Origin of the sequence: Luteibacter jiangsuensis (assembly GCF_030812295.1) — a bacterium.
GTDB lineage: Bacteria > Pseudomonadota > Gammaproteobacteria > Xanthomonadales > Rhodanobacteraceae > Luteibacter > Luteibacter jiangsuensis_A.
In genome coordinates, this window is the sequence record NZ_JAUSSK010000003.1 from 622,477 (window position 1) to 638,364 (window position 15,888).

The 15,888-nt window shown below is 64.8% G+C and carries 13 protein-coding genes; 8 read left to right on the forward strand and 5 right to left on the reverse strand.

The window, feature by feature from the left end; genetic code table 11:
* The 5 genes from J2T07_RS12885 (at position 1) to J2T07_RS12905 (ending at position 9,249) form a co-directional block, all read left to right on the forward strand.
* Positions 1-711, forward strand: a complete 711-nt coding sequence (locus J2T07_RS12885) for a FadR/GntR family transcriptional regulator (protein ID WP_306850484.1) — start codon at positions 1-3, stop codon at positions 709-711.
* A gap of 358 nt (positions 712-1,069) precedes the next feature.
* A complete protein-coding gene (locus J2T07_RS12890) occupies positions 1,070-3,892 on the forward strand; it encodes a TonB-dependent receptor (protein WP_306850485.1) in 2,823 nt (940 codons plus the stop codon).
* 1 nt (position 3,893) lies between these two features.
* On the forward strand, positions 3,894-4,811 hold the full coding sequence (locus J2T07_RS12895; RefSeq protein ID WP_306850486.1) for an aldose 1-epimerase: 918 nt from the start codon (positions 3,894-3,896) through the stop codon (positions 4,809-4,811).
* Positions 4,808-7,078 (forward strand): alpha-galactosidase, encoded by a 2,271-nt coding sequence (locus tag J2T07_RS12900; RefSeq protein ID WP_306850487.1) that lies wholly within the window; start codon positions 4,808-4,810, stop codon positions 7,076-7,078. The genes J2T07_RS12895 and J2T07_RS12900 overlap by 4 nt, the downstream gene beginning before the upstream one ends.
* Positions 7,075-9,249 carry a CBM35 domain-containing protein gene (locus J2T07_RS12905; protein ID WP_306850488.1) on the forward strand — a complete coding sequence of 725 codons (2,175 nt, stop codon included), beginning with the start codon at positions 7,075-7,077 and terminating at the stop codon, positions 9,247-9,249. Before J2T07_RS12900 ends, J2T07_RS12905 begins: the two co-directional genes overlap by 4 nt.
* On the opposite strand, the gene J2T07_RS12910 is transcribed toward J2T07_RS12905, so the two are convergent.
* Positions 9,233-9,670, reverse strand: a complete 438-nt coding sequence (locus tag J2T07_RS12910) for a hypothetical protein (protein WP_306850489.1) — start codon at positions 9,668-9,670, stop codon at positions 9,233-9,235. The genes J2T07_RS12905 and J2T07_RS12910 overlap by 17 nt on opposite strands.
* A gap of 17 nt (positions 9,671-9,687) precedes the next feature.
* Positions 9,688-9,846 carry a hypothetical protein gene (locus J2T07_RS12915; protein WP_306850490.1) on the reverse strand — a complete coding sequence of 53 codons (159 nt, stop codon included), beginning with the start codon at positions 9,844-9,846 and terminating at the stop codon, positions 9,688-9,690.
* A 175-nt stretch (positions 9,847-10,021) separates the two neighbouring features.
* On the opposite strand from J2T07_RS12915, the gene J2T07_RS19170 reads away from it, so the two are divergent.
* Positions 10,022-10,195 (forward strand): DUF3606 domain-containing protein, encoded by a 174-nt coding sequence (locus tag J2T07_RS19170; RefSeq protein ID WP_430539364.1) that lies wholly within the window; start codon positions 10,022-10,024, stop codon positions 10,193-10,195.
* Positions 10,192-10,419 (forward strand): hypothetical protein, encoded by a 228-nt coding sequence (locus J2T07_RS12920; protein ID WP_306850491.1) that lies wholly within the window; start codon positions 10,192-10,194, stop codon positions 10,417-10,419. The genes J2T07_RS19170 and J2T07_RS12920 overlap by 4 nt, the downstream gene beginning before the upstream one ends.
* Positions 10,420-10,437: 18 nt before the next feature.
* Here J2T07_RS12920 and J2T07_RS12925 read toward each other — a convergent pair whose 3' ends face one another.
* Both J2T07_RS12925 and J2T07_RS12930 read right to left on the reverse strand, forming a co-directional pair.
* Entirely contained in the window at positions 10,438-10,656 is a 219-nt protein-coding gene (locus J2T07_RS12925) for a hypothetical protein (protein WP_306850492.1), read from the reverse strand.
* A gap of 358 nt (positions 10,657-11,014) precedes the next feature.
* Positions 11,015-11,305, reverse strand: coding sequence for a hypothetical protein (locus tag J2T07_RS12930; RefSeq protein ID WP_306850493.1), 291 nt, complete (start codon positions 11,303-11,305; stop codon positions 11,015-11,017).
* A gap of 336 nt (positions 11,306-11,641) precedes the next feature.
* Between J2T07_RS12930 and J2T07_RS12935 the strand changes: the two genes are divergently transcribed.
* Positions 11,642-12,295 carry a response regulator gene (locus J2T07_RS12935; RefSeq protein ID WP_306850494.1) on the forward strand — a complete coding sequence of 218 codons (654 nt, stop codon included), beginning with the start codon at positions 11,642-11,644 and terminating at the stop codon, positions 12,293-12,295.
* Between the two features lie 92 nt (positions 12,296-12,387).
* Here the strand turns inward: J2T07_RS12935 and J2T07_RS12940 are convergent, their stop codons facing one another.
* Positions 12,388-15,615 (reverse strand): Rne/Rng family ribonuclease, encoded by a 3,228-nt coding sequence (locus J2T07_RS12940; protein ID WP_306850495.1) that lies wholly within the window; start codon positions 15,613-15,615, stop codon positions 12,388-12,390.
* Positions 15,616-15,888 lie beyond the last annotated feature (273 nt).

Sequence of the window (15,888 nt, forward strand, 5' to 3'; positions counted from 1 at the left end):
ATGGTGAAGCCCGTGACCGCGCGCGGCCTCCACAACCTGGTGGTCCAGCAGCTGGGGCGGCTTATCGTCAGTGGGGAGCTGGCGCCGGGAGAGGGGCTGCCGCGGGAGGAGGTCCTGGCCGAGCGCTTGAACGTCAGCCGCACCGCGTTACGCGAGGCGATGAAGGTGCTCGTGGCCAAGGGCCTGATCGAATCGCGACAGCGCACGGGCGCCCGGGTGCGGGAGGCCGTCCATTGGAACCAGCTCGATGCCGACGTGCTGGCCTGGCGCTGCGCCTCCATGCCCACGGAAAGCTTCGTCGAGAAGCTGGTGGAGATGCGAGAGTTGATCGAGCCGGGCGCCGCGGCTGCCGCGGCGAGGCGGCGCACCGATGCGCAACTGGCCAACCTCAAGGCGGCCTATGACGCGATGGCCGCCTCCGAGGATCTCGACGCCTGGGCCCAGGCCGATCTCGCGTTCCACGAAACCTTGCTGCGCGCGACCAACAACGAGCTGATGGTCTCGTTGTTCTCGGTCATCGAGACCGCCTTGGGTACCTTCTTCCTGCTTTCCGCACGCAACGCGGCGAACTTCAAGGCCGCCCTGCCGCACCACGAGAAAGTCTATGAAGCGGTGCGTCGTCGCCAGCCCGAAGTGGCGCGCCAGGCGATGTTGCGGATGGTCAGTGAGTCGCGCACCAATATCCGTGGCCGCGGCCGCAAGAAGACCTGACGCCACCGGCGCAAGATCCCGGAAATGTGAAGCGGTTGGCATTCGTGCTGCCGCATCCTCCGTTCTTCTGTTGAACGGAAAGGGCACGGAAACGGCGTCACCAGGCCGGCCAGCTGCCGTATCCGCTTATGCTGCGCCGCAGCTTGCGGACATATAATCATAAAATACTACAATTGACCCACGGACGTTCCGCCTGCCGGGTGCAGGTCGTGAGCGTTCTTTCGAGGTGCGGATCGTTACGCATCAGCGGGGAAGAGTCGGGATCAGCGAAGTCCATCGATGCACGGGAGCAAGTCCGCTTGCCCTCGAAGGCAGCGTGCGGCCTTCGTGAGCCATCCATCATGAGAGGGGAGTAGGAATGCAGCGGAAGTTACTCGCGCTGTCGGTGCGCAACGCATTGGCTGGCATGCTCGGCATCTGTTCCATCGGCGGATCCATCGCACACGCACAGGATGCACCGTCCTCCACCCAGGGCCCGACGCCCACCGCGGCCGCCCAGGCACAGGACGGCAACGGGCAGAAGGATGGCAAGGCGGTCACCGACCTCAATGGCGTCGCCGTCACGGGCCAGTTGCAATCGCTGTTCCTCTCGCAGTCGACCAAGCGCGATGCGGTCAATACCGTGGACTCGGTATCGGCCGAAGAGGCGGGCAAGTTTCCCGACCAGAACGTGGCCGACGCGCTACAGCGCGTGCCGGGCGTCTCTGTGAACCGCAGTGGCGGCGAATCGAACCAGATTACCGTGCGCGGCTTCGGTCCCAACTTCGTCAACGTGCTGCTCAATGGCCGTACGATGGCAACGGCCGCGACCGATCGCGCCTTCGACTTCGATGTCTTGCCGTCCGAAGTGATCCAGCAGGCGGTCGTGCAGAAAACCAGCACCCCGGACCTGGAGGAAGGCGGTATCGGCGGTACGGTCAACGTGATCACCGCGCGGCCATTCGACTTCAACGGATTCCACGCGGCGGGAAGCGCGGCGGGGGTCAACGACAGCATCGACGGCGGCTTTGCGAGCAAGACCACACCAAAGATTTCCGGCCTCATCGGCAACACCAACAAAGACCATACCTTCGGTTGGCTGGCTTCGGTGGTCTACTACAAGCGAGACCACGTCGAGCAGTCGATCGATACCCTGGGCTGGCTGACCAACCAGAATTTCTCGCGGATCAACCCCGCCTACACCAGCGTCGCCTTGCCACAGACGCTGCAAGGGCAGGTGATCAACGAGACGCGGACACGTAAGTCCTTCAACGGCGCGATCGACTGGGCACCGGTCGAAGGTGTCACCGTGAAGCTGGACGGCCTGTTCTCCGAATACAAGATCGACTCGAAGTACAACGCCTTCGGTGCCTTCACCAACACCGGCATCATCCAGTCGATTACGCCGGGATCGAATGGAACGGCCCAGCAGTTCGTGCTCGACCAGTCCGGCGGCATGTCGAACGATTATGCGATGCAGTCCAATCCGCGCGACGCGTTCAACGAACAGATCGGCGGCCACATCAACTGGCAGATCGACCCGTCGCTGCAGGTGGATTGGGACAGCGCGGTGTCGCGGGCCTGGAACAAGGAATCGCAGAACGGCTATTTCGTGGTGCTGGGAACACGCAACATCGGCGTGAACCCGGTCTGGACGAACAACGGTGGCGATCACCTGCCGACGTATACGGGGCTGTTGCCGACCACCGATACGTCGACCCTGCACGCGCACGTGACCAACCAGGGTACGCAGAGCCCGAACGTCAGCGACAAGATCTTCGAGAATCAGCTGCACCTCGGCAAGTCCTTTATCGACGGCGTGCTTTCGCGACTGGATTTCGGCCTGTCCAATTCCAACCGCACCAAGACCGAAGTCACCTACAACACGCCGAACAGCTTCGGTTGCGCCGAGTACTGCGGTTACGTCGCCACGGTGCCCGCGGACGCGGTGGGTGCGCACGTCTACCATGCGGGCAGCCTTGTCGGCGGTGCGGCACCGGGATTTCCAAGGGACTGGGTCGTCTATGACGTGAACAAACTCTTCGCTTATCTCGCCACCCCGGCCGCGTATAACCAGTTGCCCAATCCCGACGCGTTCAAGGCACAGCTCGACGCGAATGGCGGCGGCTTCACGGCACACCCCGATCCGAACACCTACAGCATGATCAAGGAGCGGATCAGTTCGGCCTATGGCATGGCGACGCTGGAAGGCGACGGCGACATGCCTTGGACCCTGAATGCCGGTATCCGCTACACCAAGACCAACACGACCTCCTATGCGTATTCGGTACCCATCGTCGGGATCGCCGTGAACCCGAACGACCCGACCAATGCGATCCCCACTTACGGCGCCCTGAGCCCTATTTCACAGAATGGCAAGTACCACGAGTGGCTGCCGTCGGCGAACTTCAAGCTCAACCTGCGCGACGACCTCGTGTTCCGCGCCGCCGCGTACAAGACCCTGACCCGGCCCGACCTGAGCAACCTCGCGGCGTCGGTGTCGTATAACTTCCGCCCGCAGGACCAGACCATCACCCGTGGCAACGCCGCGCTCAAGCCCTACATCTCGAAGAACTACGACGCCGGCGTGGAGTGGTACTTCAATGAAACCAGCTACGCCGCGATGAACCTGTTCTACAAGAAGGTCAGCAATTTCAGCACGCTCATCACGACCAACACGACCCTGCTGGGCTTTCCCTTCCAGTTGACCGAGCCGGTGAACCTCAACACGGCGACGATCAAGGGTGCCGAGCTCACCTTCAACTATCAGTTCACGAAACTTCCCGCACCGTTCGATGGCTTGGGCGTGGCGACCAACTACACCTACGTGACCAGCGACGCCTCGATCAGCGCGGACAAGATCGCCAACGCCGGCAAGTTCGCCGTTCCCGGCATCGGCAACTCGTCGAACGTGAGCCTGTACTACCAGAAGGGTCCGGTCGAATTCCGCGCGGCGTATAACTGGCGCGCGAAGTACCTCGCCTCGATCGCCGGCAACCAGAGCCAGCCGACCTCGGTGAAGGCATATGGGCAGGTGGACCTGAGCGCCAGCTACAAACTCAACGAGCACGTGTCGCTCTTCATGGACGCCACGAATCTCAACAACGAGAAGATCTACCAGTACCAGGTCTTCGACGATCGCCAGAGCTATGCCGAGGCCAACGGACGGACATTCTTCCTCGGTGTGCGTGCCTCGCTCTGACATGTTGCAGCTGTGCAACGGCCGGTTGAGCGTTTGCCTGCTTCCTTCCGCAGGCGGCGCCATCGCCCGCTTCGATTGGCTTGGGCAAGGCCGGGAGTTGCCGTTGATGCGGCCTTGCGACGGATCGCCGGAAGTGTCGCCCGGCCGCTACGAGCCGAACCGTCTCGCCTGTTACCCCCTCCTGCCGTGGAGCAATCGCATTGCCCACGGCGGTTTTTTTCATGGGGGGCGGCGTGTCGCGCTGACGCTCAACCGCGAGGACGATCCTTATCCGATCCACGGAAGCGGTTGGCAACGGGCGTGGTCGGTCGTCAGGCGGGAGGCCGACAGGGCCCTGCTGACGCTGGACGAGGTCTCCGCCGATGCGTACTCCTATCGAGCGGACCTCGAGTACCGGCTCGAGGAAGACACGTTGAGGGTGGGGCTGCGGGTCACCAACACGGGAAGCTTCGCGCTACCGTTCGGTGTCGGCCTGCATCCGTTCTTTCCCCTGCACGGCGGCGTCCGGTTGCGCGCGCCTGCCAGTTGGGTCTGGCTGAACGACGGGTGCGATCCGTTGCCGGTCCGGCGTGCGCCGGTACCGCCCGAGTGGGATTTTTCGTCGGACCGTGAGCTGCCGGCAGGTGGGCTGAACCATGCTTTCGATGGATGGCGGGGGCAGGCCACCATCGAGTGGCCAGCGCTTGCGCTGCGCCTGCTTGTCGAGGCGGAAGTCGATGGCTACGTTCTCTATGTCCCGGCGGGCGACGACTTTTTTTGCCTGGAACCCGTGGATCATCCGATCAATGCCGTGCACCTGCCAGGCGGCCCCGTCGCCAACGGTATGACCGACCTGGCGTCAGGTGAGACCCTTGAACGTGCCTTCGCCTTTCGCGCGGAGGCTTTGGATAGTCGAAAGGAAGGGAGGTCGCACCGTTGAAGTTACGAGCCCGCACGATCCGCCTTGCCATGTTGCTCGCGGCAAGCCTGCTCGCCGCTCCGGTCGGCGTCACCGCCAAGGGGGCGCCGGAACGCACGGCATCGCCACGCTACGATGCCGCGCACCGCGTCTTCAGACTGGACGCCGGTGGCGTCACCTATGCGATGGGCGTGAACGCCGACGGCATGTTGCAGACGATCTATTGGGGCGCACGGCTGCCGGCGGACGATCCGCTCGGTCCTGCCGTCGCGGCGCCTGAACGCTCGTCGTTCGACCCCGTCGGGGCGCTTACGCCACAGGAATACGCCGGTTGGGGTGGTGCGATGACGGCCACCCCCGCACTGAAGATCCGCCTCGACGACGGCAACCGTGACGTGGTGCTTCGCTACGACAGCTACCGCGTCGATGGAGACCATCTGTCGATCGTGCTGCGTGACGCACAGGCGGGCGTGGCGGTGACCCTCGATTACACCGCCGACACCGCGACCGGCATCATCGGTCGCTCGGCCCACATCGAGAACGCGGGAAAGCAGGCGCTCACGATCGACGCCGCCGCGTCGGCCACGTGGAACCTGCCCCGCGCCGATGACTACTCGTTGCGCTATCTCACCGGCACATGGGCGGGGGAATGGCATCTGCAGACACGGCCCATCACGCCAGGCGCCACCGTCCTCGATAGCCGCCGCGGTAGCACGGGCGACGAGAACAACCCCTGGTTCGCGATTGGCCGCGGCAGCGAATGGAACGAAGAACACGGCGACGTATGGTTCGGTGCGTTGGCCTGGAGCGGTTCATGGAGTATCCGCGTCGACGAGGACATCCTCGGCCAGGTTCGCGTCGTCGGTGGCTACAACCCGTTCGACTTCGCCTATCGGCTGAAGCCGGGCGAGGTGCTGGATACGCCGGTCTTCTATGCCGGCTACACCGGCGACGGCATCGGCGAAGCTTCGCGGCTCCTGCACCGGTTCGAGCGTGATCGCATCTTGCCTGGCGGTGCCCACGCGGCGCTACGCCCGGTGCTGTACAACTCCTGGGAGGCCACCGAGTTCAAGGTGGACGAGCCGGGGCAAGAGCGTCTCGCCGAGAAAGCCGCGGCGCTGGGTGTGGAACGTTTCGTCGTGGACGACGGTTGGTTCGGCGCGCGCGACAACGACCACGCCGGCCTCGGCGACTGGGTGGTCAACCGTCGCAAGTTTCCCCATGGCCTGAAGCCGTTGATCGACAAGGTGCATGGGCTCGGCATGAGCTTTGGCCTGTGGGTCGAGCCGGAGATGGTCAACCGCGACAGCGACCTCTACCGCGCGCATCCCGATTGGGTGCTCAACTTCCCGGGCCGGGACCGCAGTGAAGGGCGTCACCAGCTCGTGCTCAATCTCGCGCGCGAGGACGTGAAGGCGCATCTGCTCGACGTGCTCGACCGCCTGCTCAGCGAGAACGATATCCAGTTCCTGAAATGGGATTACAACCGCAACTGGTCCGAACCGGGCTGGCCGCAGATGTCACCCGCCGAACAGCAGAAGGTCTATGTGGCCTACGTGCGCAACCTGTACGACATCCTGCGCCAGTTGCGCGCACGCCATCCGAAAGTCGAGATCGAATCGTGTTCCGGAGGGGGTGCGCGCGTGGACCTGGGCATCATGGCGCTGACGGATGAAGTGTGGCCTTCGGACAACACCGATCCCTCCGATCGCCTGTCCATCCAGGACGGCTTCACTTACGCCTATGCGCCCGCAACGATGATGGCGTGGGTCACGGGCTCGCCGAACTGGGTGAACAATCGCGTCAGCTCGCTGGATTTCCGTTTCCTGTCGTCGATGCAAGGCGGACTCGGCATCGGTGCGAACCTGCTGGACTGGACCCCCGCGGAAGAGGCGACGGCGCGGGGCTATGTCGCCGAGTACAAGAAGATCCGCGTCACGGTGCAACGGGGCTCGCTGTACCGCCTGCTATCGCCACAGGAACGCGCGCCGTGGTCGGCCACGGAGTCGGTGGCCGACGACGGTGCACAGGCGGTGCTGTTCGCATTCCAGCGTCAGGGTGAAGAAGCCCGTCCCTTCCCGACCCTGCACTTGCGGGGGCTCGACGTGAAGGCACGTTATCGCTTCCGCGTCGTATACGGCAAGGTCGCCCCCGGTACGCCGGACGTGGCCAGTGGCGCGTACTGGATGCAGCGCGGCATCGACCTCGTGATGAAGGGCGACTTGCAGGCCGCCGGCGTGGTGTTCGAGCGCGAAGGCACAGCTTCCCACCAAGGAGTCACGCGATGAATGGTTCGGTTCCGGCAGTTTCCCGTCTGGCGCTTGCGTGCGGACTGATGACGCTTGCCAGTGTGGCATCGGCGCAGGTCAATGGCGTGGGGCAGAGGCCTTACCTCGGATGGAGCAGTTTCAGCCAGCAGACCATCGATCCGGCATTCCTCACCCAAGCCAACATGGTCGCGCAATCGGATGCGCTCGCCACGTCCGGCTTGCAGGCGCACGGGTACACCTACATCAACCTGGATTCCGGTTGGCAGGGTGGGTTCGACGCCAACGGTCGTCCCACACCCGATCCGCGGACCTTCCCCGACATCAAGGCAATGATCGATCACATCCACGGTCATGGACAAAAGGCGGGCATCTACTGGATCCCCGGTGTGGAAGAGCCGGCGGTACAGGCCAACTCGCCGATCCTCGGCACGCCATATCACATACAGGACATCCTGGCATTGCCGCATCGCGCCGGCAACGCGTTCGGCGCGCCGGGTGAATCGCCGTACCACTACAAGATCGATTTCAGCAAAGCCGGCGCGCAGGAATACATCGATTCGGTGGTGGCGCTTTTCGCCTCGTGGGGCGTGGATTTCATCAAGCTCGACGGTGTCACGCCGGGTTCCTATAGCGACGACCTGAGCATCGACAACCGCGACGACGTCGCGGCATGGTCGAAGGCGATCTCACGCAGTGGCCGCCCCATCTGGCTCACCGTCTCCTGGGCGGTGGACAAGGATTACCAGGACGTGTGGCAGGCCTATTCCAATGCACGCCGCATCGACGACGACGTGGAATGCGAAAGCCGCTGCGCCACGCTCACCAACTGGCCGCGCATCGAGAAACGTTTTCGCGACCTGCCGGGATGGCAGGATGTGGCTGGTCCGTCGAAAGGCTGGAACGACCTCGATTCACTCGACATCGGCGACGGTGACGAGGACGGGCTGACGGTGGACGAGAAACGCTCGGCCGTCACGCTCTGGGCGATGGCGAACGCACCCCTGTACCTGGGGGGCGACCTTACGAAGCTCGATGAAACCGGCAAGCAGTTGGCCGGCAACGACGAGGTCATCGCGGTGGACCAGTCCGGCAAGCCCGCCGTGCAGGTCATTGGTGGCGACTTGCCCGTATGGGTGAGCGACCTGGGCGGCGGCCGCTACCATGTCGCCTTGTTCAACATGAATGCGACGCGCGCGGTCGTCGAGTTGCCTTGGCGCGTGTTGGGACTGACCGGTGCCCGGCGCGTGCGCGATCTCTGGCGTCACCAGGAGCAGGGTCCATCATCGGGCAGCTACCGTGTTGAACTCCCCGGGCATGGCACGCAGCTGTTGCTGGTCGAAGCGTTGCCGGGGCATATGACGCCCGGCCCGTCCACGAATTACGAAGCCGAGGCCGCCACCCTCGCCGGCACGGCAGCGCCGGCGGCGTGCGCCGGTTGCTCGGGCGATGTGAAGGTCGGCGGCCTGGGACTCGGGGCGGGCAACGCGGTGAGCTTCGATCACGTCTATGCACCACGGGATGGCGCCTATCTCATGCGGGTCGACTCGCTCACGCTCGGCCTTCGCTCGTATCTGTACCAGGTTAACGACGGGCCATTCCAGACCTTCAATTCGGGGGGTGGCAGTTTCCAACTGCCGTCGCAAAGTACGCTGCCGGTATGCTTGCGCAAGGGATTCAACCGCATTCGTTTCGGTAACGCGGCCAGCTACCCACCCGACCTGGATCGCATCGTCGTCGGTGGGACCGGCGACGCCGCGCTTCCCGCTTCGTCCACCTACGAAGCGGAGGCCGCGGTCCTTGGCGGTACCGTGACCGCGGGCTTCAGCAATTATTTCTCGGGGCTGGCGAAGGCGGGCAATATCGGTGTCGGATCCGCGAACTCCGTGACCTTCCCGGCCGTGACCGTGCCCACGTCGGGCAGCTACCAGCTGGAGATCGACTACGCTACCAAGGGGCCGCGCACGCTCTACCTGGTCATCAACGGGCAGGCTCCCATCAGGCTGGATCTCGATGGCAGCAGTTTCGACGATCCCGTGGCCAAGGTGCTCGATGTGTCGCTCAAGGCGGGGACCAACACCATCGGACTCGGCAATGCCGATGCACCGGCGCCGGACCTGGATCGCATCGTCGTGGCACCCCGGGTCTTGCCGGCGTGGCTCGGGGCTTCCGCGACTACATGTCAGCGGTAAGCCGGTGGGCGGTCAAGCTGGCCGGCCATGCCGGAAGCAGGCAATGGCAGCGTCCGGCGAACAGAACCGCCGGCCGTGACCATTCCGAAGCGTCTGAGATCCGCTGCAGCAGTGTGCAGGCCTCCGCGATGTCGACATAGTCGGCATCGCGCATCGCCCTGAGCCGGCGCTGCGCCCGCCAAAGAAGGGTGATCGCTTCAGCCACGCCGCGATACGGCGCTATGTCCTCGAGATAACGGCAGGTGTGCCTCAGGTCGGCCATTCGCATGTCGCCGGCCGATCGTGGCATCCGCTCGTTCCATTCCGCCTCGGCGGCATAGAGGATGTCGAGCGCGTAGCCCAACTCCTTGCATGCCTCGTCGACCGCATGCGCGGTGACCTGGCAAGGTCCGGGCAGCGATCGACGGGGGGCGAAGCTCATGCACTTACCTGTTACTGTTAGGGCTGTTTTCCCGTCCGGCGTTTGGCCGGCTCGCGCGGTGTCTCGGGAAGCTTGCCGCGACGCTCATGGGAATAGACGTAAGAGACGAACGCTGCCGACGAACGGTCGGCGGGCGCGCCATTCGGAAAACGCGCCGGTGGCTTCTGCGTGGGCATGACTTGTCCGGTTGGGTGACTAGGCCCCTCGATGTGAGGGAGGGTGTCCCACCATGCGCCTTGGGTTGTTATGCGCATGTAAGCAATATCGCCAGGTAACCCCTTTTTTTCGTCACGCGGGGGTAACGGGCGAGGTGTCAATGGTGGCCTTTAGCGGGGAAGGGCAATGGAAATGATGAAACGCAGCACGCGGCCTGCCGATGCCACGAAAATCGATCTCGAGTCGAGGACCGAGGTCAACTGGTGGGTGCGTTCCCTAGGTGTGTCGGAGCAGTCGCTCCGCGATGCGGTAAAGCGTGTAGGACAGGTGCCGGGCGACGTACGCGCCGAACTCCGGCGCCGCCGATGATGGACATTTCGGATCGGCCATTGCGCATCTTCGTGTTCTTCCCGCCCATCAACGAAAGGACGTGGACCGTCCTGTTGCCGGGAGCGCACAAGCACCTGTTCCGCACGGAGGGGCTGGCCGTGGAATTCGCCCTCAACCAGGCCGCCGCCATGAAGGGCCGGGGCAGGGCGGTGCAAGTGCTGAAGGAGCGCATCTCGGGAAGCTGGATCCCGGTGCATTTCTGACCCGGCGCTTTGCCGGGTTCAACGCGATGCAGACGATTTCGATGGTGCGCCCGGTTTTTCCGCGCAAGCGGCACGGGTAAGCGCGCGATCCGCCTCGCCGTCATTGGGCCGCGCAAGGCGGGCCATGCAGGTTTCGAAGGTTTCCGGCTGCGGGCGCGTGGCGAAATAAGCGGTGCCCACGGCGATCGCCAGCGCGATGGCGATCCAGGGAAGGCTGTCGTTGAGTGTCTTTGGCATGGCGGTAACGGCGTTTACGAGACCATTATAGATCGGCCTGCCACCTCCGGAGCCGTGCATGCGACCTGGGTCCCTTCACGCGCCGACGTCGAGGCCGGCGACCTGGATGTCCCGCGCCAGGGGGAGAGCTACTTCCCCCGGTGATTGTCCTCGCCGCCGTCGTCCACGGGATCGCCCGAGGAATCCGTGCGCGGTCGTTCAGTAGGCCCCCGCCGGTCCGGCGGTTGGTCCTGTCCCGGTTGTTGCGGTGGGCGATTTTTCTCATTGGCCATGGGCGTCTCCTTCATCGGGAGGCTCCACCTTGGCGCCTTCATGCTGACGGATGCGTGCGAACCATGTGAGTAACGTGTCGGTGCCCTCAGTGGGCCCTGCGCTTGGGCCCGGCGGCTGTGACAGGGGGTGCCGTGAGGCCGGCGCGGGTCGATGCGTGCGAACGGCTGGCCTGCTCGGTCAATAAAGGTGTCACGATCGCCATCCATCCTTCGGCGAAGGAGCGGACATTTCGCGGACGCCGCTCCGGCGTGTAACGGGACATGGCTTCCGCCAGCGCGGCCACCAGTACGGCCGGTTCCGGATGGGTCGAGATAGCCGCTTCCAGGGCGGATTCCAGGGCCGCGAGTTTTCCGAGGAGGTAAGTCCGGTCTTCCATGAGTGAGGTGTCCTTGCTGGGTCCTTGGATGGACGGAGTGCCTCGTCTGTGGCCTCCGCGATTCCGTATGTGGCACACCTTCCGGTGTCGTCGGGCAACGCTGCCGAAATCGTGCTGAGGCATTCACCTACCAGCAGCTGCGCCTGACGATGACACGATCATCAGGCCATGTCACCTCACATGCCAAGGCGGATACCGCTACAGGCGGCGGAGCGACGGCCGGATCATACGTGCACGCTGGTTGTCTCGCCTGCACATCTGGCATTGTATGCATTCGCAGGCGCGCGCGGCCGATACGCGCGCACAGAAGTACAGTCGGCCCAGGGAGGGCATTACATGATTAACGTTGTTTTGGTCGACGACCACGAGTTGGTCAGGACCGGGTTCCGGATGATCCTGCAGCAGCAGGCCGATCTCCGGATCAGGGGAGAAGCGGGTTCGGCCGAGGAAGGCCTGCGCCTCATCCGCTCCCAATCACCCGATATCGCGCTCGTCGATGTCCATATGCCAGGCATGAGCGGCGTGGAGCTGACCGAGCGCGTGATTCGCGCGAAGCTTCGCACGAACATCGTCATCCTCACCGTGGTCGATGACGCGCGTTTCCCCAAGCGACTGCTGGACGCCGGGGCACTTGGTTATCTCACCAAGGGATGCTCGTCCGAGGAATTGCTCAGTGCCGTGCGTCAGGTAGCCTCGGGCCGGCGCTATCTCGCCCCCACGGTGGCCCAGCAGCTGGCACTTGCCACGCTCGACGGCTCGGATTCGCCGTTCGACACGCTATCGACGCGCGAGATGGAGGTGTCGATGATGCTCGTTCGCGGGATGCCGCTGACCTCGATCGGCGAAAGACTAAACCTGAGTCCGAAAACCGTCTCGACCTATAAGCAGCGTCTCATGGAGAAACTGCATGTCGAACATGTCGTCGGCCTGGCGCACTTGATGACCGTGCACGGCTTGCTGGACACGCACAATCACCAGGTGGGCAGCTGACGCTGTTCATGGATTGATGCAAAAAAACGCCGGGCAATGCCCGGCGTTTTTTATTCCAGCGGGAAGGCCGGGGCCTTCCCGCTCATTCTTCACTATCCGCCGTGGGAACTGTCGTCCTGTGGCTCCTGGCGCGGACGGGTCAGCAGGTCGCCCTGGGCGGGCGGCGGTGTCCACGCAGGCTTTGCCGTCGGTGCGGGCGGCGTGTGTGATACCGGCGACACGTTCGATGCTTCGGCCGATTTAGGCTTCGGCATCGGCGCGCTTTCCGCCTTGGACGGGGCGTCACCGGCCGGGGATGCAACCGGCGGGTTCTCAGCTTCTTCCGCAGGGGCATCTTCGTCGCGGACGGCTTCGGGATGGGCCTGTGTCGGTACCACTTCCGTTGTTTCGGGGAGGATGCCGCGAGCGGGCGCGTCGAGCACGGATGCCGGCCGGGTAGGGGCGTCCGGTTCGATGACGGTCTCATCGATGGTCGCCAGTGCCTGGGGAATCGGCGCGGCGGCCGGGACCGGCGCCGAGCCCGTCACGGGGGCGCTCTTGAGCGGCGCATCCGATTCGGTCTGGCGACGTTCCGTGGTGCGGGTCTGCGCCGAATCGGCCGGGCTAGCGGCTTCCGTCGGGGCATGCACGGTTGGTGCGGATACGGGGGCATGGCCCGGAATGGGCGGAAGCTTCGGCAGCGAGGGCAGGGTCAATGCGGACGGTACGCTGTCCTCATCGGCCAGATCGACCTCGGCCGGGTGCGAGCCGGTATGCACTGGCGCTTCTACCGCGAAGGCATTCTCGGCGGCTTCGGCGGTGTCGAGCATCGGCGGAACGCTGGCGCTCGGACGTGCGGTCTCGGCACGCGCGGTTTCGGTGCGGCCGGATTCGACCGGGGACGCGTCGTCACCGTCCTCGTCGTCCAGATCTTCGGCGTTGCTGCCGCCTTCGATGGCACCGGCCTGGCTACCGTCTTCCTGGCGACGGCGACGGCGGCCACCACGGCGGCCGCGACGGCGGCGCTGGCCGCCTTCCGTTTCCTTCGCGCCTTCGCCCTGAGGCGCGCTGGCGTCCGCGGCGACCGAGGCTTCGATGTCGCTCACCGGCGCGTCGGTGGCCGCCTGGATCAGTTTTTCGTCGTCCTTGGCAACCGGTGCGGCGGGCCTTTCCGCGGGAGCGCGTGGTGCGGCCGACGCCGTCGCCTGGGCTACGGTCGCGGCTGCGGCCGCCGTCACGGCCTTGTCGGTGTTGTCGCCCTGCGGCTTGCGTTCGCCTCGCGGCTGTTGCTGGCGACGGCCATTCTCGGCGCCTTGAGCAGCCTGCTCCTGACGGCCCTGACGCCCCTGCTGGGCATCCTTCTGGCGTGCCTGCTTTTCTTCGCCCTGGCGCGGCTCGCCGCGGCCTTGCTGTGGCTTGCCGCCCGACTTCGGCTGCGGGTTCCTGGCTTGGTTGCTGTCCTTGCGCTGACCCTGCGACTGGCGCGGCTCGCCCCGGCCGCCGCGTCCTTCGTTGCCACGGCGATCGTCACGACGTGGGCCGCGGTCGCTTCGGCCGCCCTGGCGGGAGTCCTCGCGACGGGCCGGTGCGGGCGCCGGTGCGGGCGCCGCTGCCGCGCCGCCACCGAAGAGGCTGCCGAACAGACGGGAGAAGAAGCCGCCGGACGGCGCCGATGGAACGGGCGCACGGCTGGCTGGCGCCGGTGCGGCCACGACATCGTCGGTGTCGTCATCGCGCAACGGAGCGGGCGTGCTCGGAACCACGCCCGTCACCAGCGGTTGCTCGCCGCTGCCGAGGGCCTGGCCCATCTTGGGCAGGGCCGCGGCCGCGATCGGCGTGGTCCTCTCGTAGCTGGGCTTGCTGTGCTCGCCCATGTCCGCCTCGCGGATACGGGTGATCTCCAGGTGCGGGGTTTCCAGCTTCTCGTCGGCGACCACGACCACGTGCACGCTGTGGCGCAGTTCGATCTCGACGATGCTGGCGCGCTTCTCGTTGAGCATGAAGTTGGCGACCGTGGCCGGTGCCTGCACCAGAACCTGCCCGGTGTTCTCCTTCATCGCGTGTTCTTCGATCAGGCGCAGGGTGGAAAGCGCCAGCGACTCCACGCTGCGGATGTGGCCGTGGCCCTCGCAACGCGGACAGACGATCTGGGTCGCTTCGCCGAGGCTCGGACGCAGGCGCTGGCGGGACATCTCCAGCAGGCCGAAGCGGGAGATGCGGCCGATCTGGACACGCGCACGGTCGGCCTTGAGAGCCTCCTTGAGGCGCTCTTCGACCTCGCGCTGGTGGCGCGGGCTGTCCATGTCGATGAAGTCGATGACGATCAGGCCGCCGGCGTCGCGGATGCGCAGCTGGCGGGCGATCTCGGTGGCGGCTTCGAGGTTGGTGTTGAACGCCGTTTCCTCGATATCGCTGCCCTTGGTCGCCTTCGAGGAATTGATGTCGATGGCGGTGAGGGCTTCGGTCTGGTCGATGACGATGGAACCGCCCGAGGGAAGGCGGACATTGCGCTCGAAGATGCTCTCGATCTGGGTCTCGATCTGGTACCGCGAGAAGAGCGGGGTCGGGTCCTGGTAGAGCTTGAGCTTGCGCAGGTTGTTGGGCATCACCTGCTGGACGAAGTCGCGGGCGTCGTTGAACAGCGACTCCTCGTCGATGAGGATCTCGCCGATGTCGTTGCGCAGGTAATCGCGAAGGGCGCGGATGAACAGCTTCGATTCCTGGTAGATCAGGAAGGGAGCCTTCTGGGAATTCGCGGCGGCCGAGATCGACTTCCACAGCTGCAGCAGGTAGTCGAGGTCCCACTGGAGTTCCTCGGCGTCGCGTCCCATGCCGGCGGTGCGCACGATGAGGCCCATGTCGTCGGGCACCGACAGGTGCTCCATGGCCTCCTTGAGCGCCTGCCGGTCTTCACCCTCGATACGGCGCGAAACGCCTCCGGCACGGGGATTGTTCGGCATCAGCACCATGTAACGGCCGGCGAGGCTGATGAAGGTGGTGAGGGCGGCACCCTTGTTGCCACGCTCTTCCTTCTCGACCTGGACGATGATTTCCTGGCCTTCCTTGAGGAGCTCGCGAATGTTCGACTTACCTTCCGCGTTCGGATTGAAATACTCGCGGGCGATTTCCTTCAGGGGAAGGAAACCATGGCGTTCGGCGCCATAGTCGACGAAGCAGGCTTCGAGGGAGGGTTCGACGCGGGTGATGCGGCCTTTATAGATATTGGCCTTTTTTTGCTCCCGGGACGGGATCTCGATGTCCAGGTCGTACAGGTTTTGACCATCGACGATGGCCACACGCAACTCTTCGCGCTGAGTCGCGTTGATCAACATACGCTTCATTGTGGGTTCCTCGGCCTTGCCGCGCGGCCGCGCGCCGCGGTGGCGCCCATGTGGCGGCCTGCCGGGGATCGCGCCGCAGCGGTGAGGCTTCAAGCGGCATGGGATCCGGGACCGATACCTGGACCCGGCGTGATTCGTGAATAAGCGCCTTGCAACCGGTCCGCGTCCTTACGGATTAGCCGGACAACCGCAACCCGAACCGCTACGATGTAGGGTGTCCTCGCCCTCCGACCCCTCGGACGGAATGGCGCGACACTCGCCTTACGCGGCGGT